Source organism: Janibacter sp. FSL W8-0316 (assembly GCF_038004165.1).
GTDB classification, from domain to species: Bacteria; Actinomycetota; Actinomycetes; order Actinomycetales; family Dermatophilaceae; genus Janibacter; species Janibacter indicus.
This window is the reverse complement of sequence record NZ_JBBOQX010000001.1, coordinates 1,792,768-1,817,499: the sequence shown is the minus strand read 5'-3', so window position 1 is coordinate 1,817,499 and position 24,732 is coordinate 1,792,768. Positions and strand designations below refer to the sequence as shown.

General features: G+C 70.5%; 23 protein-coding genes and 1 tRNA gene. 14 read left to right on the top strand and 10 right to left on the bottom strand.

Features of this window, described 5'->3' with window-relative positions:
* Positions 1 to 3: 3 nt before the first annotated feature.
* The 4 genes from NYE39_RS08950 to NYE39_RS08935 all read right to left on the bottom strand — a co-directional run bounded on the left by NYE39_RS08950 (position 4) and on the right by NYE39_RS08935 (position 4,600).
* On the bottom strand, positions 4 to 810 hold the full coding sequence (locus tag NYE39_RS08950) for an amino acid ABC transporter ATP-binding protein (RefSeq protein WP_341012447.1): 807 nt from the start codon (positions 808 to 810) through the stop codon (positions 4 to 6).
* Positions 807 to 1,823 carry an amino acid ABC transporter permease gene (locus tag NYE39_RS08945; protein ID WP_341012446.1) on the bottom strand — a complete coding sequence of 339 codons (1,017 nt, stop codon included), beginning with the start codon at positions 1,821 to 1,823 and terminating at the stop codon, positions 807 to 809. Before NYE39_RS08945 ends, NYE39_RS08950 begins: the two co-directional genes overlap by 4 nt.
* A complete protein-coding gene (locus NYE39_RS08940; protein WP_341012445.1) occupies positions 1,823 to 2,716 on the bottom strand; it encodes an ABC transporter substrate-binding protein in 894 nt (297 codons plus the stop codon). The genes NYE39_RS08945 and NYE39_RS08940 overlap by 1 nt, the downstream gene beginning before the upstream one ends.
* Before the next feature lie 114 nt (positions 2,717 to 2,830).
* The gene (locus tag NYE39_RS08935) at positions 2,831 to 4,600 is read right to left on the bottom strand and encodes a substrate-binding and VWA domain-containing protein (RefSeq protein WP_341012444.1); all 1,770 of its coding nucleotides are present in this window, start codon (positions 4,598 to 4,600) and stop codon (positions 2,831 to 2,833) included.
* 128 nt (positions 4,601 to 4,728) lie between these two features.
* Between NYE39_RS08935 and NYE39_RS08930 the strand changes: the two genes are divergently transcribed.
* Entirely contained in the window at positions 4,729 to 5,127 is a 399-nt protein-coding gene (locus tag NYE39_RS08930) for a phage holin family protein (RefSeq protein WP_072625657.1), read from the top strand.
* 151 nt (positions 5,128 to 5,278) lie between these two features.
* Positions 5,279 to 6,217: an endonuclease domain-containing protein gene (locus NYE39_RS08925; RefSeq protein WP_341012443.1), complete on the top strand. Its 939-nt coding sequence runs from the start codon at positions 5,279 to 5,281 to the stop codon at positions 6,215 to 6,217.
* Between the two features lie 100 nt (positions 6,218 to 6,317).
* Here NYE39_RS08925 and hisC read toward each other — a convergent pair whose 3' ends face one another.
* Positions 6,318 to 7,397, bottom strand: coding sequence for a histidinol-phosphate transaminase (gene hisC / locus NYE39_RS08920; RefSeq protein WP_341012442.1), 1,080 nt, complete (start codon positions 7,395 to 7,397; stop codon positions 6,318 to 6,320).
* A 193-nt stretch (positions 7,398 to 7,590) separates the two neighbouring features.
* On the opposite strand from hisC, the gene pdhA reads away from it, so the two are divergent.
* The 3 genes from pdhA to NYE39_RS08905 are packed head-to-tail and all read left to right on the top strand — an operon-like array spanning position 7,591 to position 11,176.
* Positions 7,591 to 8,832, top strand: coding sequence for a pyruvate dehydrogenase (acetyl-transferring) E1 component subunit alpha (pdhA, locus tag NYE39_RS08915; RefSeq protein WP_445667068.1), 1,242 nt, complete (start codon positions 7,591 to 7,593; stop codon positions 8,830 to 8,832).
* Positions 8,829 to 9,818: an alpha-ketoacid dehydrogenase subunit beta gene (locus tag NYE39_RS08910; RefSeq protein ID WP_341012441.1), complete on the top strand. Its 990-nt coding sequence runs from the start codon at positions 8,829 to 8,831 to the stop codon at positions 9,816 to 9,818. Before pdhA ends, NYE39_RS08910 begins: the two co-directional genes overlap by 4 nt.
* Before the next feature lie 11 nt (positions 9,819 to 9,829).
* Positions 9,830 to 11,176 carry a dihydrolipoamide acetyltransferase family protein gene (locus tag NYE39_RS08905; RefSeq protein ID WP_341012440.1) on the top strand — a complete coding sequence of 449 codons (1,347 nt, stop codon included), beginning with the start codon at positions 9,830 to 9,832 and terminating at the stop codon, positions 11,174 to 11,176.
* 291 nt (positions 11,177 to 11,467) lie between these two features.
* Here the strand turns inward: NYE39_RS08905 and NYE39_RS08900 are convergent, their stop codons facing one another.
* Together NYE39_RS08900 and NYE39_RS08895 are read right to left on the bottom strand one after the other, a co-directional pair.
* The gene (locus NYE39_RS08900; RefSeq protein ID WP_341012439.1) at positions 11,468 to 13,438 is read right to left on the bottom strand and encodes an FG-GAP-like repeat-containing protein; all 1,971 of its coding nucleotides are present in this window, start codon (positions 13,436 to 13,438) and stop codon (positions 11,468 to 11,470) included.
* 90 nt (positions 13,439 to 13,528) lie between these two features.
* On the bottom strand, positions 13,529 to 13,975 hold the full coding sequence (locus NYE39_RS08895; RefSeq protein ID WP_341012438.1) for a MarR family winged helix-turn-helix transcriptional regulator: 447 nt from the start codon (positions 13,973 to 13,975) through the stop codon (positions 13,529 to 13,531).
* Positions 13,976 to 14,049: 74 nt separating this feature from the next.
* Here NYE39_RS08895 and NYE39_RS08890 point away from each other — a divergent pair, with 74 nt between their 5' ends.
* Positions 14,050 to 16,071, top strand: a complete 2,022-nt coding sequence (locus NYE39_RS08890; protein WP_341012437.1) for a cytochrome c oxidase assembly protein — start codon at positions 14,050 to 14,052, stop codon at positions 16,069 to 16,071.
* Positions 16,072 to 16,163: 92 nt separating this feature from the next.
* Here NYE39_RS08890 and NYE39_RS08885 read toward each other — a convergent pair whose 3' ends face one another.
* Entirely contained in the window at positions 16,164 to 16,913 is a 750-nt protein-coding gene (locus tag NYE39_RS08885) for a hypothetical protein (protein ID WP_072625649.1), read from the bottom strand.
* Between the two features lie 129 nt (positions 16,914 to 17,042).
* Between NYE39_RS08885 and NYE39_RS08880 the strand changes: the two genes are divergently transcribed.
* Both NYE39_RS08880 and NYE39_RS08875 read left to right on the top strand, forming a co-directional pair.
* On the top strand, positions 17,043 to 17,243 hold the full coding sequence (locus tag NYE39_RS08880; RefSeq protein ID WP_072625648.1) for a hypothetical protein: 201 nt from the start codon (positions 17,043 to 17,045) through the stop codon (positions 17,241 to 17,243).
* Between the two features lie 20 nt (positions 17,244 to 17,263).
* Entirely contained in the window at positions 17,264 to 17,467 is a 204-nt protein-coding gene (locus NYE39_RS08875) for a DUF6458 family protein (RefSeq protein WP_072625647.1), read from the top strand.
* A 69-nt stretch (positions 17,468 to 17,536) separates the two neighbouring features.
* Here NYE39_RS08875 and NYE39_RS08870 read toward each other — a convergent pair whose 3' ends face one another.
* Together NYE39_RS08870 and NYE39_RS08865 are read right to left on the bottom strand one after the other, a co-directional pair.
* Positions 17,537 to 19,408, bottom strand: a complete 1,872-nt coding sequence (locus tag NYE39_RS08870; protein ID WP_341012436.1) for an acyl-CoA dehydrogenase — start codon at positions 19,406 to 19,408, stop codon at positions 17,537 to 17,539.
* Between the two features lie 206 nt (positions 19,409 to 19,614).
* Positions 19,615 to 20,484 carry a hypothetical protein gene (locus NYE39_RS08865; protein ID WP_341012435.1) on the bottom strand — a complete coding sequence of 290 codons (870 nt, stop codon included), beginning with the start codon at positions 20,482 to 20,484 and terminating at the stop codon, positions 19,615 to 19,617.
* Positions 20,485 to 20,566: 82 nt separating this feature from the next.
* Between NYE39_RS08865 and NYE39_RS08860 the strand changes: the two genes are divergently transcribed.
* The 6 genes from NYE39_RS08860 to NYE39_RS08835 all read left to right on the top strand — a co-directional run bounded on the left by NYE39_RS08860 (position 20,567) and on the right by NYE39_RS08835 (position 24,592).
* Entirely contained in the window at positions 20,567 to 21,103 is a 537-nt protein-coding gene (locus tag NYE39_RS08860) for a MauE/DoxX family redox-associated membrane protein (protein WP_341012434.1), read from the top strand.
* A 1-nt stretch (position 21,104) separates the two neighbouring features.
* Positions 21,105 to 21,896: a hypothetical protein gene (locus NYE39_RS08855; RefSeq protein WP_341012433.1), complete on the top strand. Its 792-nt coding sequence runs from the start codon at positions 21,105 to 21,107 to the stop codon at positions 21,894 to 21,896.
* An 89-nt stretch (positions 21,897 to 21,985) separates the two neighbouring features.
* Positions 21,986 to 22,582 carry an urease accessory protein UreH domain-containing protein gene (locus NYE39_RS08850; protein ID WP_185220932.1) on the top strand — a complete coding sequence of 199 codons (597 nt, stop codon included), beginning with the start codon at positions 21,986 to 21,988 and terminating at the stop codon, positions 22,580 to 22,582.
* Positions 22,583 to 22,599: 17 nt separating this feature from the next.
* Complete coding sequence (locus NYE39_RS08845; RefSeq protein ID WP_185220931.1) at positions 22,600 to 23,106, top strand: hypothetical protein; 507 nt, start codon at positions 22,600 to 22,602, stop codon at positions 23,104 to 23,106.
* Complete coding sequence (locus NYE39_RS08840) at positions 23,103 to 24,488, top strand: LGFP repeat-containing protein (RefSeq protein WP_341012432.1); 1,386 nt, start codon at positions 23,103 to 23,105, stop codon at positions 24,486 to 24,488. Before NYE39_RS08845 ends, NYE39_RS08840 begins: the two co-directional genes overlap by 4 nt.
* Before the next feature lie 33 nt (positions 24,489 to 24,521).
* A tRNA-Gly gene (locus NYE39_RS08835) sits at positions 24,522 to 24,592 on the top strand.
* The last annotated feature ends 140 nt before the right edge of the window (positions 24,593 to 24,732 follow it).

Sequence of the window (24,732 nt, the reverse complement as noted above, 5' to 3'; positions counted from 1 at the left end):
CGCTCACCCCAGGTCGGCGACCGCCTCGGCGACCTTCTCGTGCTCGGCGCGCAGTCGCTTGAGGAAGTCCTTGGTCCGGGCGTGCTGCGGGTTGTTGATGACCTCGTTCGGCTTGCCCTGCTCGACGACGACGCCGGCGTCCATGAAGACGACCCGGTCGGCGACGTCACGGGCGAAGGCCATCTCGTGGGTGACGACGATCATCGTCATGCCCTGACCGGCGAGGTCGCGCATGACCTCGAGGACCTCGCCGACGAGCTCGGGGTCGAGCGCCGAGGTCGGCTCGTCGAAGAGCATGAGCTTGGGCTTCATCGCCAGGGCCCGGGCGATGGCGACGCGCTGCTGCTGGCCGCCAGAGAGCTGGTTGGGGTAGGCGTGCCCCTTGTCGCCGAGGCCCACCTTGTCGAGCAGCTCGGTCGCCTCGGCACGGACCTCGGACCGGGATCGGCCCTGCACGCGGACCGGCGCCTCCATGACGTTGTCGATGGCCGTCATGTGCGGGAAGAGGTTGAACCGCTGGAAGACCATGCCGATCTCGCGACGCTGGGCGGCGATCTCCTTGTCCTTCAGCCGGTGCAGGCGCTCGCCCTTGAGCTTGTAGCCCATGAGGTCGCCGTCGACGAAGATCCGCCCGGCCTGGATGTCCTCGAGCTGGTTGATGCACCGCAGGAAGGTCGTCTTGCCCGAGCCGGAGGGCCCGAGCAGGCAGACGACCTCACCGGGGGAGACCTCCATGTCGATGCCCTTGAGCACCTCGTTGCTGCCGTAGGACTTGCGCACCTGGACCGCGCGCACGAGTGGCTGGCTCACTTGCCGCCTCCGATCGTCAGGCCCATGAGGCGGGTGCGGGTGGTGTCGTCCTTGGTCTGCGTGCGGGTGTTGCCGTAGCCGCGACCGAAGTGCCGCTCGAGGTAGTACTGCCCGACCATGAGCAGCGACGTGAGGATCAGGTACCAGGCGCACGCAGCGACGAGCGTCGGCATGATCTTCAGCGTCCGGTTGCCGATGATCGAGGTTTGGTTGAACAACTCGGTGCCCAGCGGTAGTGCGACGAGGAGCGAGGTGTCCTTGAGCATCGCGATGGTCTCGTTGCCCGTCGGCGGGATGATCACCCGCATGGCCTGCGGCAGGACGATGCGACGCATCGACAGGCTCGGCTTCATGCCCAGGGCCGCGGCGGCCTCGCGCTGGCCCTCGTCGACCGACATGATGCCGGCGCGGGCGATCTCGGCCATGTAGGCCGCCTCGGACAGGCCCATCGCGATGATGCCCCAGATGAGCGTCGTGCTGATCTGGTTGACGTTGAGCGTGAAGAGGGTGAGGTCGCTGCTCAGCCCGAGATAGCCGGCGAGTTGCTGGCTGAAGGGGAAGGGCCCGATGTCGAAGCGCGGGTAGAGGTAGCCGATGCCGGTGCCGAAGAGCGTGACGAGCACCAGGCGCGGGATCCCGCGGAAGAACCACGTGTAGAGGAAGCCGACGAACTTCAGCACCGGGTTGTCCGACAGGCGCATGACGCCGATGACGATGCCGAGGCTGACACCGATGATCATCGACCCGATCGTCGCGATGATCGTGCCCTTGAGCAGCCCCTCGAGCACCGGGTTGAAGTTCATCACCTGCAGCGCGAAGGGGATGTCCCACCGCGGGTTGGTGACGAAGCTGGAGATCATCATCGCGAAGATCACCGCGATGACCACCAGCGCCACCCACCGGCCGGGGTGGCGCACCGGGACGGCGTTGATGGGGCCGGCGTCCTCGGACACGGGGGCGGTCCCCCCTTCGCCTGCCGAAGGGGGGACCGCCGCGTCGTTCGTGCCGGACATCAGGGGTTGACGGCGAACTCGTCGATGCCGCCGGACTCGTTGCCCCAGTCCTTGAGGATCTGCTCGTAGGTGCCGTCCTCCTTCATGGACTCGAAGGCGGCGGCGATGGCCTCGCCGAACTCCTCCTGGTCCTTCGGGATGACGATGCCGTAGGGGGCGGAGTCGTAGATGTCGCCGAGAGCCTCGAGCTCCTCGCCCTGCTGCTTGACGGCGTAGAGGCTGATCGGGGAGTCGGCGGCCATGGCCTCGGTCTTGCCGGAGACGAGGCTCGCGGTGACCTTGGACTGCTCCTGCTCGACGACGAGCTTGATCTTGTCGTCGCACTTCTTGTTGAGCTCCTCGAGCTCGTCGAACTGGACCGTGCCCTTCTGCACGCCGACGGTCGCGCCGCACGGGTCCTTGGGGTCGACCTTGCCGGGGTTGCCCTTGGCGGTGACCCACTGCGTGCCGGCGTCGAAGTAGCTGATCATGTTGACCTGCTTCTTGCGCTCGTCGTTGATCGTGAAGGAGCTGACCGCGACGTCGTACTTGTCCGAGGAGACACCGAGGATGAGCGAGTCGAAGGAGGCATTGCTCCACTTCGTCTTCAGGCCCATCTTGGCGGCGGCCGCGTCGAAGAGCTCGACGTCCATGCCCTCGACGGTCTTGCCGTCGTCCCCGAGGAACTCGTTGGGCGCGTAGGAGGCGTCGGAGCCGATGTTGAGCGTGCCCGTGCTCTTGATGTCTTCGGGCACGAGCTCGGCGACGGCGTCGTCGACCTCGACCTCGGCCGCGGAGGTGGTCTCGCCGCCCCCGCCGGAGTCGGAGCCCTCGAGCGAGTCGGACCCGCAGGCGGTGAGGGCGCTGACCCCGAGGGTCAGCGAGGCAAAGAGAGCGACGTGGGCGCGGCGCATGGTGGATCCTCCATCGAGCAGTGGGGCACTGGGTGCGTGCCCGGTGCGGGCCATGGTGCCACCACGGTGGTCGCGGCGGGGACTGCCCCGCCGCGACCTTGACCGTCTCGTGACTCAGCCGCGGCGGGCGAGCAGCGCTTGGACGAAGACCCGCTCGATGTCGTCGGGGGTCTCGGCGATGTAGCTCGTGCCGCCCGTCTCGTCGGCGATCTTCTGCAGGGCCGTGGGGTTGGCCTCGCCCATGCCGATGGTGATGACGCGGACCGGCCGCTTCGGGTCATAGGACTTGTCGAGCTTGCTCAGCAGCTGGTTGAGCGAGAGGCCACCGTTGGGGTCATCGTTCTCGCCGTCGGTGAAGACGATCGAGTTGACGTAGTCGTCGTCGTAGTCCTTGACCATCTGCTGGTGGGCGGCCCAGATCGAGTCGTAGAGCGCGGTGTCGCCCTCGACGAGCTTGTCGCTGCCCTCGACGATCCGCTGGAGCCGGTCGCGGTGGGAGCCGGAGCCGGCCGCGGCATCGAGCCGCTTGACCGGGGCGAGCTCCTCGTAGTCCTTGCCCTTGCTGCGCTCGCTGCTGAAGACCCACGCGCCGACCTGGCTGCCGGCGGGGAGCATGTCGGCGCCCTGGGTGAGCGCCCCCTTCGTCACGTCCCACCGGGTCTCGCCGGGCGTGGGGCTGTCCCACTTCATCGAGCCGGAGGCGTCGACGAGCGCGAGCATGCGCATGTCCGTGCGCATGACGTCCCACTGCTCGACGGCGGAGATCCGCTCGTTGCGGTCGAGCGGCTCGAGCTCGGTGAGCTTCGGCGGGGTGGCACCGTCGATCTCGGGGCCGCCCTGTCCGTTGGAGTCGCGGAAGCCGGCCTCGGTGAGGGCCTCGCGCACCTCGAGCGAGCCCAGCTCGGTGCGGGCCCGGTCGGCGGTCTTGAGCTCGTCGCCGGCGAGCTCGGGGTTGGTGATCCACGGGTAGTCCAGCGTCAACGTCCCCTTCTTCGGCATCACCGCGCGAAGGGGGGAGGCGTCACCGTTGTCGGCGTTCCACGCGGCGATCTGCTGCTCGGAGGCGGGGAAGGGCTGGGTCTTGCTTGGGTCGGCCGCGTAGTCGTCGAGGAGCTTGTCGATCGAGGGGGCGGCGAAGCGCGACATGAAGATCAGTCGCTTGCCGGTGTCGAGACCGATCCGGCCGGGCTGCCCGATGCGGCTGGCGTGGAAGGCCAGACGGCTCGCGGTGTCGGAGTCGGGGTTGGCCATGCGCAGGCCACCGTCCTGGTTGAGCAGCGAGGACCACGAGGTGAAGCCGGTGCGGTTGTCCTTCTGCTCGTCGCTCGTCGCGAGGACGACGGGGGAGGAGGCGATCGACTGGCCCTCGAGCCACTGGCCCGTGCTCTTGCCCGGGTCGACCGCGTCGATCCAGGTCGAGCTGTCGGGGATCCAGACATCTGGGGCGGTGCCGTCGTTGATGCCCTGGGCGGCGTCGGCGGCCGAGGTGGCCGAGACGTCGAAGTTGGCGCACTCGTCCTGCTCGCGCACCTTGTCCAGGGCGTCCTCGAGCGCATCGGCGATCTCGGGGGTCGCGGCGACGGTGAGGGCGTCGCCGCCGCACGCGCTGTCGTCACCGCCGCGGCCGAAGGCCGCGAAGCCGCCACCGCCGCACAGGGCCAGCACGAGCAGGGCAGCGATCGGCAGCAGCCAGCGCTTGCGCTTGCTCGCGGCCTCGTCCCGGCGACGGGAGTGCCTCGACGGGGCGGGCTCGCCCCCCTTCGTCGGGGTCGCCGCAGCGGAGCTCCCGGCTGCGGCCGAGGTGTCGGCTGGGCCCGAGGTGGTGCCGAGGTCGTCGTCCTCGTCCCAGAGGTCGTGCCGTCGTCCGGGGCGGCCGTCGCTCATCCGTCTCTCCTCCATCGCCGGTGCTCCCTCGCTACCGGCCGGTCAAGTATGACCCACTAGGGGACCACAGCCGCCGCCCGTCGGGCGGGTCCTGTGCCCACGGTCACGTGTGCTGCCATGCTGGGCCCATGACCAACTTCCTCATCCGGACCGGCGTCAACGCCGTGGCGCTGTGGGTCGCCGCGTGGCTCATCGACGGGATCCACCTGGCCGACGGTGACGCGACCTTCGCCTCGAAGTTCGCGACCATCGTGCTCGTTGCGCTGATCTTCGGTGTCGTCAACGCGGTCGTGAAGCCGATCGCCAAGGTGCTGACCTTCCCCTTCATCGTCCTGACGCTGGGGCTGTTCACCTTCGTGGTCAACGCCTTCCTGCTCCAGCTCACCGAGTGGATCTCCTCGCCGCTGGGCCTCGACTTCGAGATCACCGAGTTCTGGTGGGACGCGGTCATCGGCGCCCTCGTCATCACGATCGTCTCGATGATCCTCAACTGGGTCCTGCCGGAGAAGGAGGACCTCGACCGCTGACCCCCCGGACTCTGCATTGCCCTACGGCAATGCACTCTCTCGAGATCAAGACATTGCATTGCCGTAGGGCAATGCAGAGTTGGGGGGGCTCACCCAGCCTCACTGTGGATAACTCCGGAACTCGGGTCGGTGATTCGGTCAACGTGGTCGCATGGCACCCGTCATCGCGCGACACGTCGACCTCTCCGCCTTCCGTGGCCTCCCGCTCTTCACGACCGAGCAGGCCCGTGAGGCGCGGATCTCCGGGCACGACCTGACCGCCCTCATCCGTCGCGAGCAGGTCTGGCGCGTTGCGCCCGGTTGGTACTCCTGCCTGGTGGACGCGACCGATGAAGAGCGGCACGTCCTGAGGACGGTCGCCCGGTTGCGGCTCCTCGGGGAGGGGGCAGCCGCGTGCCGCGTCTCGGCGGCCCTGTTGCTCGGTCTGCCGATCGCCCGGTGCGATCTGGCCACCGTGGAGATCGCGACCGCCGGTTGTGGTCACGGCCGTACCCGCACGGGAGTGCGCGTCAGCGAGTACGCGGCGAAGGGGGGAGCCTGCCGTGACGTCAACGTCCCCTTGGTGGGCGGCGCGGTGCGCGTCGTGGACCCCGCGACGGCGATCGTCGGGATGGCCGCGATCAACAGCGCGCCGGGCGCCCTCGTGGCCGCGGACTTCGCCGTGGCCCAGGGCATGTGCACCGTGGAGGACATCGCGGCGTCGCTGAAGGCGCACGCGGGATCCACGGGCATCGACCGTGCACGAGCGTGGCTGGCGGACATCGATCCGCGCCACGAGTCGGCGGGCGAGACCCTCACCGCGGTGATCCTGCGGCAAGGGTCCTGGGAGTTCGAGCCGCAGCTGTGGGTGCGTGCGGGCGGCCGCAGGTTCCGGCTGGACTTCGCGCTGCGTGAGTACAAGGTCGCCATCGAGTTCGACGGCGAGGGCAAGTACACCGGCCCCGAGGTGATGGTGGACCAGTTGGCGCGGCAGGCGGCCCTCGAGGCCGAAGGATGGGTCTTCGTGCGACTGGGCTGGGCCGACCTGGACGACCCTTCGACGCTCCTGCGGCGGATCGCCGAAGCCGTCGCCGTGGCCGAGGCCCGCTGACCTCCCCTTCGCCCGGGTGAGACTGCATTGCCCTACGGCAATGCAGAGGCTTGACGTCGAGAGGTTGCATTGCCGTAGGGCAATGCAGAGTCCACGGGTGTCAGGAAGCGGCGCGCAGGAACTCCCGGGCCACCTCGATCAGCCGGTCGTTGGCCTCGGTCTCGCCGATCGTCACCCGCACGCCGTCGCTGCCGTAGGGGCGTACCGACAGGCCCGCCTCGGTGCACGCCGCGACGAAGTCGGCCGTGCGCTCGCCGAGCGGGAACCACACGAAGTTGGCCTGGCTCGGCGTCATCTGCCAGCCCGCCTCGGCGAGGGCGGCGAGCACCCGCTCGCGCTCGGCGACGATCTCCTTGACCCGCACGTCGAGCTCGTCCTTGGCCTCGAGCGAGGCGATCGCCGCGGCCTGAGCGATGAGGTTGACGCCGAAGGGGGTCGCGGTCTTGCGCAGCGCCTCGGCCACCGGCTCCGGCGCGACGGCGTAGCCGACCCGCAGCCCGGCGAGGCCGTAGGCCTTGGAAAAGGTGCGCAGGAGCATGACGTTGCCGTGCTCGCGGCGAAGGGAGAGGCCGTCGACCTCCCCTTCGCCCTCGACGAACTCGAGGTAGGCCTCGTCGACGACGACCAGGACATCGCGGGGCACCTTGGCGAGGAAGGTCTCGAGCTCGGCGTGCGTCACCGACGGACCGGTCGGGTTGTTGGGGGTGCACACGAGCACGACGCGGGTGCGGTCGGTGATCGCGGCGGCCATCGCGTCGAGGTCGTGGCGCTGGTCTTCGGTCAGGGGCACCTGGACCGACACCGCGCCGGCGATCGCCACGACGATCGGGTAGGCCTCGAAGGATCGCCACGCGTAGACGACCTCGTCGCCCGGGTCGCACGTCGACTGGATGATCTGCGCGAGCACCCCCACCGACCCGGTGCCGGTCGCGATCTGCTCGCGCGGCACGTCGAGGTGCGCGGCGAGGGCGTCGGTGAGGGCCGTGACGCCCATGTCGGGGTAGCGGTTGACCCCTTCAGCCGCCTCGCGGATGACCTCCACGACCGAAGGGAGGGGAGGGTGCGGGTTTTCGTTGGAGGAGACCTTGTAGACCGTCACTCCGTCACGCGGGGCAGGCGGTTTGCCGGCCACGTAGGCGGGGACCTGGTCGAGGGCGGAGCGCAGCCGCGGGGTGTCCATGCGCGCACCCTAGCCCCCTTCGCGCAGTGGGTCGGGACCGGTTTGGGCGTCCACCTGCTGAGACGCTAGGTTGGCCCCAGCCAGTGAACTGTGGCTCGGGTCACAAGCCCGCCGCAGCCGACCGGGGCGTCGACGCCGACGCCCCCAGTGCCGCGGACGGGTGACCCCCGGGCCGGGCCGAAGGGAGCACACCGTGAGCGACAGCGACGTCGCCGGCCACGCCGGCACCCGAGGACATGTGGCGGGGGCCTTCGAGCCCTCGCCCGAGATGGGGCCGACGCCACCGTCCCAGATCACCGGGCACTTCTCCGACGACAACCCCGAGATGGTCCAGTTCGTCGATGCCGAGGGCACCCGGCTGGAGACCAACGCGACCAACGCGCCCTACGCCCGGATCGTCGAGGACATGACGAGCGAGGACGCGCGCACGATCTACCGCGACCTCGTCCTCGTGCGCCGCATCGACGCCGAGGGCTTCGCCCTCCAGCGCCAGGGCGAGCTTGGCCTGTGGCCGAGCCTCTTTGGCCAGGAGGCCGCGCAGGTCGGGGCCGGCCGCGCGCTGCGCCCCCACGACTACGCCTTCCCCGGCTACCGTGAGCACGGTGTCGCCTGGTGCCGCGGCGTCGACCCGGTGAGCCTCTTCGGCATGTTCCGCGGGGTCAACCACGGCGGGTGGGACTCCAACGAAAAGAACTTCCACCTCTACACGATCGTCATCGGCAACCAGATGCTCCACGCGGTCGGCTACGCCATGGGCATCACGGCCGACGGGGCCATGGGCACCGGCGACCCGGAGCGCGACAGCGCCGTCATGGCCTTCACCGGTGACGGCGGCACGAGCCAGGGCGACTTCAACGAGGCGCTCGTCTTCGCGGCCGTGACCAACGCGCCGGTCGTGTTCTTCGTGCAGAACAACCAGTGGGCGATCTCCGAGCCCAACGACAAGCAGTTCATCATCCCGCCCTACCAGCGCGCCCGCGGCTTCGGCTTCCCCGGCGTGCTCGTCGACGGCAACGACCCGCTGGCCACCTATGCCGTCGCCAAGGACGCGCTCGACAAGGCGCGCAGCGGTCAGGGCCCGACGCTCATCGAGGCCTACACCTACCGGATGGGCGCGCACACGACCTCCGACGACCCGACGAAGTACCGCAGCGACGCCGAGGTCGAGATCTGGAAGCACAAGGACCCGATCAAGCGCATGCGCGGCTTCATGACCGAGCGTGGCCACGCCGACCAGGCCTTCTTCGACGCGGTCGACGCCGAGGCCGGGCAGGTCGCCGAGCGCATCCGCACGGCCTGCCAGGAGATGCCCGACCCGGAGCTGCCGACGATGTTCGACCACCAGTACACCGAGCCGCACCCCGTCGTCGACGCCGAGCGCGAGGAGTTCCTCGCCTACCACGCCGGCTTCGCCGAGGAAGGAGACGCCCGATGAGCGGCCAGCGCCTCTCCCTCGCCAAGGGCCTCAACGCCGGCCTGCGCAAGGCCATGGACAAGGACCCCAAGGTCGTCCTCATGGGCGAGGACGTCGGCAAGCTCGGCGGCGTCTTCCGCATCACCGAGGGCCTGCAGAAGGACTTCGGCGAGCACCGGGTCCTCGACACCCCGCTCGCCGAGTCCGGCATCGTCGGCACCGCCGTCGGTCTGGCGCTGCGTGGCTACCGGCCCGTCGTCGAGATCCAGTTCGACGGCTTCGTCTACCCGGCCTTCGACCAGATCGTCAGCCAGGTCGCCAAGATGCACGCGCGTTCCCTCGGTCACCTCAAGGTGCCGATGGTCATCCGCATCCCCTGCGGCGGCGGCATCGGTGCGGTCGAGCACCACAGCGAGTCCAACGAGGCCTACTTCGCGCACACCGCCGGCCTGCGGGTCGTCTCGTGCAGCAATGCGGCCGATGCCTACTGGATGATCCAGCAGGCCATCGAGACCGACGACCCGGTGATCTTCTTCGAGCCCAAGCGCCGCTACCACGAGCGCGGCGAGACCGAGATCGACGAAGGGGGTGCCCCTGACCTCGGTCTCTACGACGCCCGCGTGGTCCGGGAGGGTCGTGACGCGACGCTCCTGTGCTACGGCCCGATGGTCAAGACCTGCCTGCAGGCGGCCGAGGCCGCGCGCGAGGAGGGCCGCGACCTCGAGGTCGTCGACCTGCGCTCGCTCAGCCCGCTCGACCTGCCGACGATCACCGACTCGGTGAAGAAGACCGGTCGCGCCGTCATCGTCCACGAGGCGCAGACCTTCGTCGGGCTGGGTGCGGAGATCGCGGCCCGGGTCCAGGAGGAGTGCTTCTACCACCTCGAGGCGCCCGTGCTGCGGGTCGGTGGCTACAACATCCCCTACCCGCCCAGCCGCTTCGAGGAGGAGTTCCTCCCGACCCTCGACCGGGTCCTCGACGCCGTCGACCGCTCGCTCGCGCACTGACAGGAGTCCCCGTGGCCGTCAAGAAGTTCAACCTGCCCGACCCCGGCGAGGGCCTCACCGAGGCCGAGGTGACGACCTGGAAGGTCAAGGTCGGCGACACCGTCGCCGTCAACGACATCGTCATCGAGGTCGAGACCGCCAAGTCGCTCGTCGAGCTGCCCATCCCCTTCGCCGGCACCGTCGTCGAGCTGCTCGTCGCCGAGGGCGACACCGTCGACGTCGGCGCCCCGATCATCACCGTGGAGGTCGCCGGCTCCGACCCGGAGCCGGCGGCTCCCGAGGCCGGTGAGGCGGAGGAGGCCTCCGGCCCCAACCTCGTCGGCTACGGCGCCAAGGCCGGCAGCACCCGACGTCGTGCCCGCAAGGGCGGCGCCGACGCGGCACCCGCCGCGCCTGCTCCCGCTCCGGCCGCGACCCCGCCCGCCCCCGCGGCTGCGCTCACGGGCGCGCAGACCCGCGCCCTGGCCAAGCCGCCGGTGCGCAAGCTCGCCAAGGACCTCGGCGTCGACCTGCAGTCGGTGGCCCCCACGGGCGAAGGCGGCATCGTCACCCGCGCGGACGTCGAGGGTGCGTCGACGGCGTCGGCCGCCCCGGTCGCCGAGGCCCACGTCCAGCGGCCGCAGCATCTCGCGGGGACGCCCGTCGACGAGGTGCGCATCCCGATCAAGGGCGTGCGCAAGGCGACGGCGGAGGCGATGGTCGCCTCGGCCTTCACCGCCCCGCACGTCACCGAGTTCGTCGCCGTCGACGTCACCGCGATGATGGAGATGGTCGACCGACTCAAGCGCGACCGGGCATTCGCCGACGTCAAGGTCACGCCGCTGATGCTCGTCGCCAAGGCCTTCTGCCTGGCGCTGCGGCGGCACGGCGAGGCCAATGCGAGCTGGGACCAGTCCGCCCAGGAGATCGTCCTGCACCCGCAGGTCAACCTCGGCATCGCCGCGGCGACCCCGCGCGGGCTGCTCGTGCCCAACATCAAGGGGGCCGACGGACTCTCGCTGCACGACCTGGCCGCCGCGCTCGGCGACCTTGTCGCGACGGCCCGAGAGGGCCGCACGCAGCCAGCCGACCTGTCCGGCGGCACCGCGACGATCACCAATGTCGGCGTCTTCGGCGTCGACACCGGCACCCCGATCCTCAACCCCGGCGAGGCCGCGATCCTCGCCTTCGGGGCCGTGCGGCGCATGCCGTGGGTCGTCACCGCCGCCGACGGCAGCGAATCGATCGAGCCGCGCTGGGTCACCCAGCTCGCGCTCTCCTTCGACCACCGGCTGATCGACGGCGAGCTCGGCTCCAAGCTGCTCGCCGACGTCGGTGCCCTGCTCCACGACCCGGGCACGGCCTTCCTCTGGGCCTGACCTGCGTGGACTCTGCATTGCCCTACGGCAATGCAATCTCTCGACGTCAAGACTCTGCATTGCCGTAGGGCAGTGCAGTCCTGCTCGGGCGAAGGGAGGGCCCAGCCGGCGACAACCGGCGGGGCCCTCCCTTCGTCATGGGCGGTGCCAAGACAGGCAGGCGGACTCGAGGTGGCCCGAGAGCCCGCCCCGCAGGCTCCTCACCCGTGGACTCTGCATTGCCCTACGGCAATGCAATCTCTCGACGTCAAGACTCTGCATTGCCGTAGGGCAATGCAGTCGCGGGGCGGGTCACCAGACGTACGTCAGGCTGCCCAGCCCCTCGCTGATGTTGCGGTAGCTCGTGCCCTGGCCGCCGCCCTTGGTGCCGTAGTGCATCCGGCCGCGCCCGGAGGGCCACACCGCGACGATGTCGTCCTGCTTCGACGAGGAGACGTTGATGTCGCCGGGGGAGAGGACCGTGCGGTAGGCGCTCCAGCCGGTGCTCGTCGCGCTCGCCTGCTTCCACGCGGAGCCCGTGGAGGTCCAGGTGCGCATGCGGCCGCCGGCGGCGACGCCACGCAGGTCGTCGCGGCCGTCGCCGTTGACGTCGGCCACGAGCATGATGTTCTGGTAGTAGACGGCGGGCTTGCCCATCGTGCGGATCCGCTTGAGGCTGCCGGAGTCGGACATCTCGTAGTGGTCGACGGCGCCGCCGACCTTGCGGTTGAGGACGTCGAGCTTGCCGTTGCGGTCGACGTCGCCACCCGCGGCGATGTCGGTGTAGGAGCCCCAGCCGGTCGCGATCGTCTTGGGGGTGCCCAGGGCGCCGCTGCTCGTCGTGAGCATCAGCTGCAGCCGGCCGTCGCCACGGCGCACGAGGACGTCGGAGCGCTTGTCCTTGTTGACGTCGCCGGCGGTGCCCAGCCAGGTGGCGTCCGAGAAGCCGGACTTGACGACCTTCTTCGCGCCGAAGTCGGTACCCGACCCCTTCATCCGGTAGATCCGGCCGGTCGCCGACATGCCCATGAGGTCGGCCTTGCCGTCGGCGTCGACGTCACCGCGCTTGCCGCGGGTCGTCGGCGTGGGGGTGGTCGACCCGCCGAGCTTCGCGCGGTTCTTCCACACGATGCGCGAGACGCCCTCGATGGTCGCGACCTCGGTGCTCATCGCGCCGGGGTTGTCGTGGGTGAGCACGGCGATCGTGTAGTCGGGGTAGCCGGCGTTGACCCAGCCGATGGAGTTGACGTGCCAGCCGTCGGTGCGCGGCAGCCAGCCGTTCTTCAGCGCCACCTTGCCGGCGGGCGGGCCGGCCGTGACGCCCCAGTCCTGGCTGGAGTTGATCTGGCGCATCAGGCTCAGGCCGTACATGCGGTTGGTCGCGCTGAGCACGCTGGACGGGCGGGCGTAGTGCTCCATGAGCCGGGCCTGGTCGGCCGCGGTCGTGCTCGTCAGGCCCCAGTGGTTGTAGGGGTCGGCGACGGTACTCGTCATGCCGAGCCGGTCGGCGGTGCTGTCGATCGCGCGCCGGCCGCCGATGTGGTTGAAGAGTGCCGTCGTCGCGTCGTTGTCGCTGTTGCGGATCATCGGGGAGATCTTCGACTTCTCCCAGGAGGACAGGGCGCGCCCCTCGCTCTGGGCCTTCATCATCACGGCCGACATGATCTGGACCTTGACGATGCTCGCGGTGACGTTGCGGGAGGAGACCTTGGTGTAGGTCCAGGACTTGCCGGTGCCGGGTCGGCGGACGGCGACCCCGACGGCACCCGGGCGGGAGTTGAGATAGCTGCGCAGCTCCGACTCGAAGGGGAGTGCGGCGGCGGTCGACATCGTGTCGCCCTGGGCGGCGGCCTGCGGCGCCACCGCGGCGCTGGTGTCGACCTCGACGGTGAAGGTCAGCTGCCCGGTCACCGTGCCGGAGGAGGGGGCCTTGGCGGCCTGGGTGGCCGGCAGCACCTTGGCGATCGCGCTGGCCGTCGTCTCCTCGTCGGCGGTGCACAGGGCGCCGTCGCCGGTCGGCGCGACGTCGACCTGGTGGCCGGAGGCGTCCTCGCCGGTGAAGCCGGGGCGGCCGACGACGGTCAACGGGCCCCGCTCGATCTCGGCGGTGCCGCCGCGTGCGAGGTCGCCGGTGACGGTCACGGTGTCGGCGCCGATGCCCTCGCAGTTGACGTCGATGCCGGTGCTCGTCGGTGCGGCGGGGGCGGCACCGGCGGACGAGCCGATGAGCGCGCTCGACGTCGCGAGGACGAGTGCGGTGAGTGCAGCACTGCGGTAACGCATGGTGGGTTCCCCCGGTCTGTGGCAGATGACGTCGTCATCTTGGCAGACGCCCGGCCCGCCTGCCGGGTTGCCCCGGTGTCAGCAGCGGTGTCAGGGGCGGTGGCGCTGGTCCGTGGAGACGGCGTCGCAGAAGCGGTCGACGTAGCCGATGAAGGCCGCGATGTCGTTCTCGCTCCAGTCGTCGAGCAGCTCGGCGAACCAGGCCTCGCGGCGCTCCACGAGCTCGTCGAGCAGAGCAGCGCCCTCGTCGGTCAGCGCGACGAGCTGGGCGCGGCCGTCCTGCGGGTCGGGCACCTTGTGCAGCAGTCCGAGGGAGGTCAGGTGGCTCACCTGGCGGCTGACCGTCGACGCGTCGGAGAGGTTGCGCGCGGCGATGTCGCCGACCCGGCTCGGGGCGTCACGGACGGCGACGAGCACCGAGTGGTGGCTCGCCTCGACGGCGGGGTGCACGCGAGGGGCGCGCACGCGCGTGGCCTGGAGCATGCGCAGCATCCGGATGACGCTGGTGCTCAGCTCTGCGGACGACGACGTGGTCACGGGCACTCCCTTCGATCGGTCCATGACAGCACACGATGCGGTGGTCCCCGGACTCGTTGCCTAGATTAGAGGGCATGTCAGCCAGCCCGGGCGCCCCCCGCACCACCTCCGTCCCGCTCGGGATCCTCGGCCTCGTCAGCGTCCTCGCGGTCGTCGCGGCCACGGCCTTCGGCGGCGGTGCGGCGCCGCTCGAGCTCGGCGACCCCGGCGGCTTCGTCCGCTGGTCGCTGCCCGTGCTCCGCGTGGTCCACGACGCCGCGGCCGCCGTGACCGTCGGCGCCCTCGTCCTCGGCGCCTTCCTCGTGCCCGAGACCACCCGCACGGCCCGACGCGAGAGCCTGGCCCAGCTGGCGGGCGGTGCGGCGATCGTCTGGTTCCTCGCCGGCATCGGCCGGATGCTCACCGACTTCGCCTCCCTCGCGGGTCTGCGCCTCACCGACTCCACCTACTTCTCCCAGCTCGTCGCCTTCGTCTGGGAGCTGGACAGCACCCGTACGGCGGTCATCTCCTCGGCGATCGTCGGCGTCATCGCGATCGCCGCTCCGCTGGCCCGGACGAAGGGAGCGCTGGCCTGGGCCGCCGCCGGCTCGGTCCTCGCGCTGCTCCCGCTCGCCCTGTCCGGACACTCCGCCGCCAGCCTCGACCACATGAGCGGGGTCAACGCCCTCGCCTTCCACCTCGTCTCGGCGACGGTGTGGATCGGTGGGCTCGTTGCCCTCCTCGTCGTGCGGCCCTCGCTCGGCACCCACCTGGCCGTGACCGTGCGGCGCTACTCGAGCATCGCCGCGTGGTGCTTCGCGTTCCTCGTCCTCTCCGGCCTGCTCGCGACGTGGATCAACATCGGTGGCCTCGACGGTCTCGACTCGCGCTACGGGGTCTTGCTCATCCTCAAGGCCGTCGCGGCGATCGTCCTCGGGGTCATCGGCTGGTGGCACCGCAGCCGGATCATCGCAGGGCTGGAGGCAGGCGCCCAGGGGGCGACCCCCCTTCGAGGCTCGGGCCTGAAGGCCCTCGCACCGCAGGACAGCGCCTTCGTCCGGCTGGCGCTCGGCGAGGTCGCCGTCATGGCCACCGCCATGGGGCTCGGCGTGGCCGTCGGTCGCACGCCGACCCCCGAGACCGCGCAGACCGCGCCGGAGAACGCCGTCGTCTACGACCTCTCCGGCTACCCCGACCCCGGGCCGCCGAGCGCGACGAGCTGGATCAGCGACTGGCAGATCGACTGGCTGTGGCTGACCGTCGCGGTCGTCGCGGTCGTCGTCTACGTCCGGTGGGCCCTGCGGCTGCGGGCCCGCGGCGACCACTGGCCGCTGCTGCGCACGCTCAGCTGGGTCCTCGGCTGGGTCGTCTTCGTCTACTTCACCTCGGGCGGCCCGGCCGTCTACGGCAAGATCCTCTTCTCCTGGCACATGGTCGAGCACATGGGCGTGGCGATGATCGCCCCGCTGCTGCTCGTGCCGGGCGCCCCGGTCACCCTGGCGCTGCGGGCCCTGCCGGCGCGCAAGGACAAGACCCTCGGGCCCCGCGAGCTCATCCTCGCGACGGTCCACTCGAGCTACCTGCGGGTGCTGGCCAACCCCGCGGTCGCGGCGTCGCTCTTCTTCTTCAGCCTGGCGATCTTCTACTACAGCCCGCTCTTCGAGCTGGCGATGCGCACGCACACCGGCCACGTGCTGATGATGGTGCACTTCCTGCTCACCGGGTACATGTTCACGTGGGTGCTCATCGGCATCGACCCGGGCCCCAAGCGGTGGTCGCCGCTCGCCCTGCTCGTCGTGCTCTTCGCGACGATCAGCTTCCACGCCTTCTTCGGCGTCATCCTCACCCAGTCGACGCAGCTGCTCGCCGAGGACTTCTTCGGTCGGCTCGACCTGTCGTGGATGCGCGACCCGATCGCCGACCAGCAGCGCGGCGGCGCGATCGCCTGGGGTGTCGGCGAGGCGCCGACCCTCGTGCTGGCCATCGCCGTGGCCTGGCAGTGGATGCGCTCGGACGACCGCGAGACCGCACGCCGCGACCGGGCGGCCGACCGCAACGGTGACGCCGAGCTCGAGGCCTACAACAGGCACCTGGCCGGCCTCTCCCGCGAGGACTGACGCACGGCGCGAGCCCGGCCTTCAAGCGCGGGCCGGACGACCACGGAGCCGGGCCCCGTCGGGGCCCGGCTCCGGGTGTGTGCGGGCGGCGGTCAGCCGCAGTTGCTCCACTCGGCGGTCGTGCTCTTGGCGGCCCAGCCGTTGGAGTTGCCCTTGTAGATCGCGCGGTAGCGGTAGCAGGCGCTCGGCTTGACCGAGGTGTTCCACCCGAAGTAGCCGTGACCGTTGGTCTTCGTCGAGCCGGCGTCGAACCAGTAGGTGCCGTAGGCCTGACGGGCCTGGATGTGGACGTTGACATAGCGCAGCGGGCGGGTCGGGCTCGCGACCAGCTGGGTGATCCGGCCGGTGACCTTGGTGCCGCCGTTGCTCGTCGCGACCGGCTTGGCGGTCGTGCGCACCCACTTGCCCGGCTTGGCCGTCTGGCGCTCCCAGTTGCTGTGCCGGCCGGTGTACCAGGCATTGCCCGAGTAGACCGCACGGTAGGTCTTCGAGCGGTCGGCCGTCAGCGAGACGGAGAAGGCGCCGTTGGAGTTGGTCTCCGGGCGGGCGACCGTGCGCCACGTCGTGGAGCCGACATTGCGTGCCTGCAGCGAGATCGAGCGACCGGTCAGCGGGCGGTAGGTCTTCGAGTCGTAGAGCTCGCCGATGACGGTCAGCCGCTCGTTGACCCCGCTCCACAGCGGCTCGACCGTGAGGTTGAAGCCGGGGCTGCTCTTGGCGGTGGTCGCTGCCGGGGCGGCCGGCGCGGCGGGTGCCGCGCTGGTGCTGGCGGCGGGGACGAGGGAGGCGGCGAGGGCGGTCGTGGCGGTGAGGACCATCGCGCGGCGGGTGCTCGGGCGCATCTGAGGCTCCAGGGACGAGAGAGGCAGGGGTGTGGCGGGTGTGACTCATGTGACTGGCGTGGTCACAATCGCAGTGTGCCCCGTCCGCGGGTCTAGGGTGGGGCGAAACGCCGAAGAGAGGGGTACTCCATGGGCGGCGAAGCCCTGTTCTGGATCTTCATCGTTGTCTTCAGCTTGCTGATGATCGCCGGATTCTTCCTCCTCGATCGGCCGCGCCGTTCGCGCGAGGTGCCCACGCGGCTGTCCGTCCACACCGACCCCAAGGACCCCCGCGGTCGGCACCAGCCGGCCGAGCGGGTCGACCCCACCGAGACCACCAACCGGCTCTGAGCCGGAGTCAGGAGCACGACATGTACATCGGCGCCGGGATCTTCCTGCTGCTCGTCGGACTCGTCATCGTCTTCGCCTACAACGGCGACATGTCGATCGCCGGCCTCGACCTCGCGGCCCTGGGGTGGATCGCCATCGGTCTGGGCGTCCTCGCGATCGTCCTGAGCTTCCTGCTCACGAGCCGCCGTCGCGAGACCGTGGTCCGCGACGACCGTCGCTACTGACGCTCCCGAGCACGACGAAGGGGAGGTCCCGCCGGCTGGCAGGACCTCCCCTTCGTCATGTCGTGCGGGTCAGAAGGCCGACTCGGGCACGTCCATGAGGGTGTTGTCCGTGGCCTCGGCGATGGCGCGCTCGCCGGCCAGGAGCGGGAGGACGTTCTTGGCGAAGAAGCTCGCCGCGGCGATCTTGCCCGTGTAGAAGTCCTTGTCCTTGCCCTCCGCGCCGGCCTCGAGGGCCTCGGTGGCGACGGCGGCCTGGCGCAGCAGCAGCCAGCCGACGACGAGGTCACCGGCGCCGAGCAGCAGACGCGAGGTGTTCTGGCCCACCTTGTAGATGTTGGTGATGTCCGAGCCCTCCTGCTTTGGGTCGGAGGCCATGAGCGCCTGGAACATCGCGCCGAGGATGCCCTGGACGTTTTCCAGGCCCTGGCCGAGCAGCTCGCGCTCGTGCTTGAGCGCACCGCCCTGCGCCTCGACGTCCTGGGCGAACTCCTGGATCTGCATCGCGATGTGACCCAGCGCCTGGCCGTTGTCACGCACGATCTTGCGGAAGAAGAAGTCCTGACCCTGGATGGCCGTGGTGCCCTCGTAGAGGGTGTCGATCTTCGCGTCGCGGACGTACTGCTCGATCGGGTACTCCTGCAGGAAGCCGGAGCCACCGAAGGTCTGCAGCGACTCGGTGCCGAGGAGGGTCCAGGCCCGCTCGGAGCCCAGGCCCTTGACGATCGGCAGCAGCAGGTCGTTGACCCGGTTGGCCATCGCGGCGGGGGAGTCGTCGGCGATCTCCTCGACGCCCGTCGCGAGCTGCTCGACGTCGACGGTGTCCTGCTGGCTCGAGGTGAGCGTGACGAGCGCCCGCAGGCCCTCGGCGTAGGCCTTCTGCAGCATGAGGCTGCGGCGCACGTCCGGGTGGTGGGTGATCGTCACACGCGGCGCGTCCTTGGCGGGCGTCGTCAGGTCGGCGCCCTGGACGCGCTCCTTGGCGTACTCGAGCGCGTTGAGGTAGCCGGTGGAGAGGGTGGCGATGGCCTTGGTGCCGACCATCATCCGGGCGTTCTCGATGACGCGGAACATCTGGGCGATGCCGTCGTGGACGTCGCCGAAGAGGGTGCCGACGGCGGCGTGCTTCTCGCCGAAGGTCACCTCGCAGGTCGTCGAGACCTTCAGGCCCATCTTCTTCTCGACGTTGGTGACGTAGACGCCGTTGCGCTCGCCCAGCTCGCCGGTCTCGAGGTCGACGGCGTACTTGGTGAGGATGAAGAGGCTCAGGCCCTTGGTGCCCGGGCCGGCGCCCTCGGGGCGGGCGAGGACGAAGTGGACGATGTTGTCGGTCATGTCCGACTCGGCCGAGGTGATGAAGCGCTTGACGCCCTCGATGTTCCACGTGCCGTCGCCGTTGTCGGTGGCCTTGGTGCGGCCGGCGCCGACGTCCGAGCCGGCGTCGGGCTCGGTGAGCACCATGGTGCAGTGCCAGCCCTTCTCGGCGATCCACTTGGCGAGCTTCTTCTGCTCGTCGGTGCCGAGCAGGTAGAGCAGCTTGGCGAAGGAGTAGCTCGCGCCGAACATGCCGATGGCCGGGTTGGCGCCGAGGACGAGCTCGTTCATCGCCCAGCGCAGCGACGGGGGAGCGACGGTGCCGTCGAGCTCCTCGGGTAGGTCGAGCGACCAGAAGCCGGCGTCCTGGAAGGCCTTGTACGACTTCTTGAAGGACTCGGGCATCGCCACGGACGAGGTTTCGGGGTCGAAGACCGGGGGGTTGCGGTCGGCGTCGGCGAAGGACTCGGCGAGCTCGTTCTCGGCCAGACGCGCGTACTCCTTGAGCATCTCGCGCGCGGTGTCGGCGTCGACGGCCTCGTAGGGGCCCTGGCCCAGGATCTCGTCGCGACCGAAGACCTCGAAGAGGTTGAACTCGATGTCGCGCAGGTTGCTCTTGTAGTGACCCATGCAGGCGTCTCCTGGTCGTGTCGTGCGCCGGGCCTGCCCGACGCTGGGGACAAGACAGTAAGCAAGCGCTTACTGTCCATTCGATTCATCTTCACCCCGCCGCGCTTGCCGGGGCAAGCGAATGTCAGGTGACCTGAGGCACAACGCAACTCGTCCCCCTTCGCCATGGACGAAGGGGGACGAGGTCACCTGCTCGAGTGGGCGGCTCAGCGCACCTCGTCGTGCCAGACCAGGGCTGCGTCGAGCTGGTCGCGCATCTGCGCCGGCCGGGGCGGGGAGTGGCCGTCGGCGAAGTCGTCGAAGACGAGCGAGAAGCGGGGGTGTCCCTCGAGGTGGTCGGGGTCGACGCCGGCGGCGGTGAGGAAGGGGCGGACGTGGTCCTCGAGGTGACCGGGGTCGCCGCTGTTGTGGACGAGGCGCACGCAGGCATCGGGCTGGTCGGGGCCGGCCGCCCAGCGGTGGGTCAGGTCGACGCGGTCGCGGTGGGCCGCCTCGACGGAGTCCATGCCGGGGTGCTCGGGGAAGAGGCGGGTGCGGAAGATCTTCACCGGCATGCGCTCGTAGCGCGAGACGCGCGTCTGCGGGGAGAAGGGCACGGCGAGCGAGCCGGGTGTGTGCGCCGCGAGGGCGATCGACGCGTAGCCGCCACCGCTGCTGCCGGTGAAGACCGTGCGCTGCGCGCCGAGGCGGCCGGCCAGGGTCGTCACCTCGTCGGCGAGGCGGGCGGTGACGTCGTGCTCCTGCGGACCGATGTACCACGCGAGCGGGATCGCCTCGTCGACCTGCAGCGACGGGTCCGAGACGAAGAGCAGGCTCTCGGGGCGCTCGCGCAGGGTCCGCAGCCACTCGAAGCGCGGCAGCGTCACGTCCTTGCGCACCAGCGCGCCGTGGAGCACGACGACGAGGTCGGGATGGTCACGACGCAGCAGGAGGGTGTCGATCGTCAGCCGCGGGTCGTCCGGGTGGGTCAGGCGAGTCAGCTGGCGGGTGCCGACCTCTGGCAGTGCCGCCTGCGCAAATCCTGTGGCCTCCACGACCGGCGCTTCGGTGCGCTCGTCCCATGTGCTGCTCGGCATTGGGCAACGGTACGACGGGCGCCGGTGTCGTTGGTAGCGTGCCCCCAGCAGCGTCGGCCACGAGGGCCGGGGAGGGGGCGCGATGGACAGCTGGCTCGTCCTCGGCCCCACCGCGCTCGCCGGCGCCGGCCTCCTCGTCCTCGCGGGAGTCCCCAAGGTCGCCGACCCCGGCGATCTGGTGCGAGCCCTGCGCGCGACCGGTCTGCGGATCCATCCCCTGCTCGTCCGTGGCTTCGCGCTCGTCGAGGTCGTCGCTGGCGTCGCGGCCGTCGCGCTCCCTTCGCGCCCGTCGCTGGCCGTCGTGGCCCTGCTCCACGCCGGGTTCACCGGCTTCGTCATCCTCGCCCTGCGGCGCGGTGGTGTCGTCGCCTCGTGCGGGTGCCTCGGGCGGGCGGACACCCCGCCGACGCGGGCGCACGCGGCTACCACCGGGCTGCTGGCGCTCGCCGCCGGGGGGCTGGCCGTCCCGGCGCCGGTCGACCCGTGGTGGTCGGCCGGGACCGCCTCGGTGGTCGTCACGGTGCTGCTCGCCGGGTTCATCGGCTTCCTCGCGTGGCAGGTCATCGCCGTCCTGCCGTCCACGACCCCCCCCGCCGTCCGCTCCACAGGAAGGGCCTGACGTGACCGCACTGCTCACGACTCTCGTCGTCGCCGAGCTCGTCGTCCTCGTGCTCCTGTCGTTCCTCGTCCTCGGCCTGCTGCGCAGCCATGCGCTGATCCTCAAGTCCCTGCACGACCTCGGCGCCGGCCTCGAGCTCGACCGTCAGGTCGAGCAGGAGCGGGCGGGCGAAGGGGGCAGCCCCGGTCCGGTCCCCGTCGAGCTCGAGCGGGGAGTCGTCACGCCCGGTCGCACCGGTGACGCGACCGCGCCGCAGATCATCGGCGCCGACCTCGACGGTGCAGAGCGGTCGGTGGACCTCGGGGGTCGCACCCTGCTCGCCTTCCTCACCACCGGCTGCAGCGTGTGCGCCGGCTTCTGGAGCGAGTTCCGCTCGGCCGTGGACGTGCCCGGTGGCGGTCGCCTGCTCGTCGTGACGAAGGGGGACGATGAGGAGTCCCTGTCGGCGCTGGCCAAGGTCGCCGGTCCAGGGCTGGACGTCGTGCGCAGCGGCCCGGCCTGGGGCGACTACGACATCCCCGGCAGCCCGTACTTCGTCTACGTCGACGCGGGGCGGGTCATCGGTGAGGGCTCGGCGACGACCTGGGCCCAGGTGAGCGACCTCATGGCCCAGGCGCTCGGCGACGACGAGCACCGTGTTGCTGTTGCCGACGGCTACGTCGACCGTGGCGACCGCGATGATCCGACGTCCGTCGACGCCGAGCTGCTCGCGGCCGGCATCGGCCCCGACCACCCGAGCCTGCGTCCGCCGCCCCGGCCTGGCGTCGACGCGCCGGGGCACGAGCACGGATGAGTACCGCACTCGTCCTCGGCCTCGTGCTGGGAGTGCCCCTCGCCGTCGTCGCGGCCGTGCGCGCCACGTGGTCGCCTTGAGGCGAGTCGATGCTCTCGAGCATCTCTCCGCTCGGTGAGCGGAGCCGCGGATCATCCTTCACCCGCACGGCCCTGGGCTACGTCGTCGGCTCGGTGCTCGCCGCCGTCCTCGTGGGTGCGGTGCTCGGCGGCCTCGGGTCCCTCGTCGGGAACGACGTGCGGGCCTCGACGCCCGTCCTCGCCGTGCTGGCACTCCTGCTCGTCATCGGACTGGTCCTCGACGTCCGGTCCGGCGGCGACGGGGTGCCCTCGTGGCAGCGCCAGGTCGACCGGGAGTGGATCGGTCGCTACCGGGGGTGGGTCACCGGGCTCGGCTTCGGCCTCCAGCTCGGGCTGGGCTTCGTCACGATCATCACGAGCACGACGACCTACGCCGTCTACCTGGCCGAGCTGCTCACCGGTCGGTGGTGGGCGGGCGCGCTCATCGGTCTCGTCTTCGGTCTGGTGCGCGCGTTGCCGCTCGTGCTCGTCTGCCGCGTCGAGACACCCCAGCGGTTGCACGAGGTCTTCGCGAGACTCGACTCCTGGGCCGTTCCGGCCGATATGGTGGCGAGGGCGAGTTTGGGGATCAGCGCCGTCGTCATCATCGTCGGGGCGCTCGGCTAGGTGAGGGGGACTTCTCCATGGCGGTGACGATCGCGGCGCAGGCGCCAGCGGGGTGGCACGTGCGGGTGAGTCGACGTCCGCAGGTGGCCGCCGGAGCGAGGCAGCCGTCGACCGGCAGGCTGCTCGACGGCGCCGGTGACGTCACCCGGCCGATCCTCCACGCAGCTTCGCGGCCACTGCCGCGCGGGCTGGCCGACTTCGGCGGTGAGCTCATCGACGTGCTCGGCCCCGACGACGCCTTCGTCGCCCTCATCGACCACGGGCCCGAGGTGGCCGGTGTCGGGCTCTTCGCACGGCAGGGGCGTCCGACGGTCGCCCCCTCCCAGTTCGCGGCCAACCGACTGGCGCGCTACGTCCCCGGTCGCAGCGCCGGCCAGTGGTTCTTCACCGAGCGCGGCCACGGCTTCTGCCTCTACGCCGTCGCCGGTGCGCACTCCCGACGGATGGCCACGGTGCCCGCCATCGCCCGGGTCGTCGCGTCGATCCGCGTGTCGGCCGGCGGCGGCATCGGAGGTGTCGGGTGACCTCGTCGGACGGCTCGTGGAGCGCTCGTCTCGTCGACGCACTGGCGCGTCGGCTCCCTTCGGTCTCGCGGCGTGACGTGCTCATCGGCTCGGCGGTCGCCGGGTCGGCCCTCGTCACCGCCCCCAGGACCTACGCGTTGCGGCCGGTCTCGGCCTACGCGACCATCTGCGGTCCGGGCAACACCGCCGCCTCGGGGTGGACCGTGTTCTGCGCGACGATCAACAAGGGCGAAAATTCCTGCCCGCCGGGCAGCTTCGCCGCGGGGTGGTGGAAGGCCGCGGGCTCATCGTGGTGCGGCGGACGCTACCGCTACATCGTCGACTGCAATGCGACCTGCTCCAAGTGCTCCACCGGGTGCACCGACGGCATCTGCGACAACAAGTGCTGGAGCTGCTCGTGCGGCACCGGCTCCTCGGGCACGTGCGACCAGCGCCGCGTCTGCTGCAATGCCTTCCGCTACGGGCAGTGCAACACGCAGGTGGCGTGCAGCGGTGGTGTGCACTGCCGCGTCGTCAGCTGCACCCCGCCCTACCGGTGGGAAAACTGCACGACGACCTCGCTGGTCGACAACCGCACCTCCGAGCACTCGAGCCCGCTGCTGCCGTCGTGGGGCGTGATCGCCTCGCGCTACTACGCGATGGGTGAGCAGACCTCGCACCTCGGCCATTCCATGGGGCCGGTGCGCTCCGTGGGCGACGGCAAGGGCACCTATGTGCGCTTCTCCTCCGGCGGTCGGATCTACACCACGAAGGGCACCTCCACCGCCTATGCCGTCCGCAGCCAGGTCGTCACCAAGCTGGTCGCGCACGGCTCGGTCAAGGGCACGCTCGGTTATCCGGCGGGGCACGAGTTCCTCGCCTCCGCAGGCGGGCTCACCCAGCGCTTCGACAAGGGAGCGGTGTCCGGCGTCTCGCTCAGTCAGCTCAAGGCGGTCTACGGCCCGGCCTGGACGATCTGGGAGCGGCTCGGCCGCAAGAGCGGCGAGCTCGGCTACCCCACGTCGGAGCGCACCACGGTGGCGACCGGGTGGATCCAGCACTTCGAGAAGGGCGCGATCAGCAAGCGCGGCTCCGCGGCGTCGGTGCACGTGTCGGGGGCCTTCGCGGCGGCGTGGCGCGCTGCCGACGCCGAGCACGGGGTGCTGGGCCTGCCGACCAAGGTCGCGTGGTCGCTCTCCCGCGGCAGTTACCAGCGGTTCGAAGGGGGCGAGCTGTGGCGCATCGGCACCCAGACCCCGCGACGCGTCACCGGCACGATCCTCACCGCGTGGAAGGCGGCAGGTGGTCACGTCGGCAGGTACGGGTACCCGATCGGCGACACCACCCAGCGCTCCGACGGGCAGTGGCAGTGCGCCTTCGAGGGCGGGACGATCGTCGCCTGATCCATGGGTTAGCATGGCCGCTGCGCCTCGCGCGCCGGTGTAGCTCAATGGTAGAGCGCCAGCTTCCCAAGCTGGACACGCGGGTTCGATTCCCGTCACCGGCTCAGCAGTTCCTCGGCCCCGTCACCGCTCGGTGACGGGGCCGAGGTCATTTCCGGGCCGAGTCGATGTATCCGGGTGCGCTGGAGGCCATGTCCTGTGAAGGGACCTATCGGACAGTGTGTGAAGACACTTGTCTGACAGT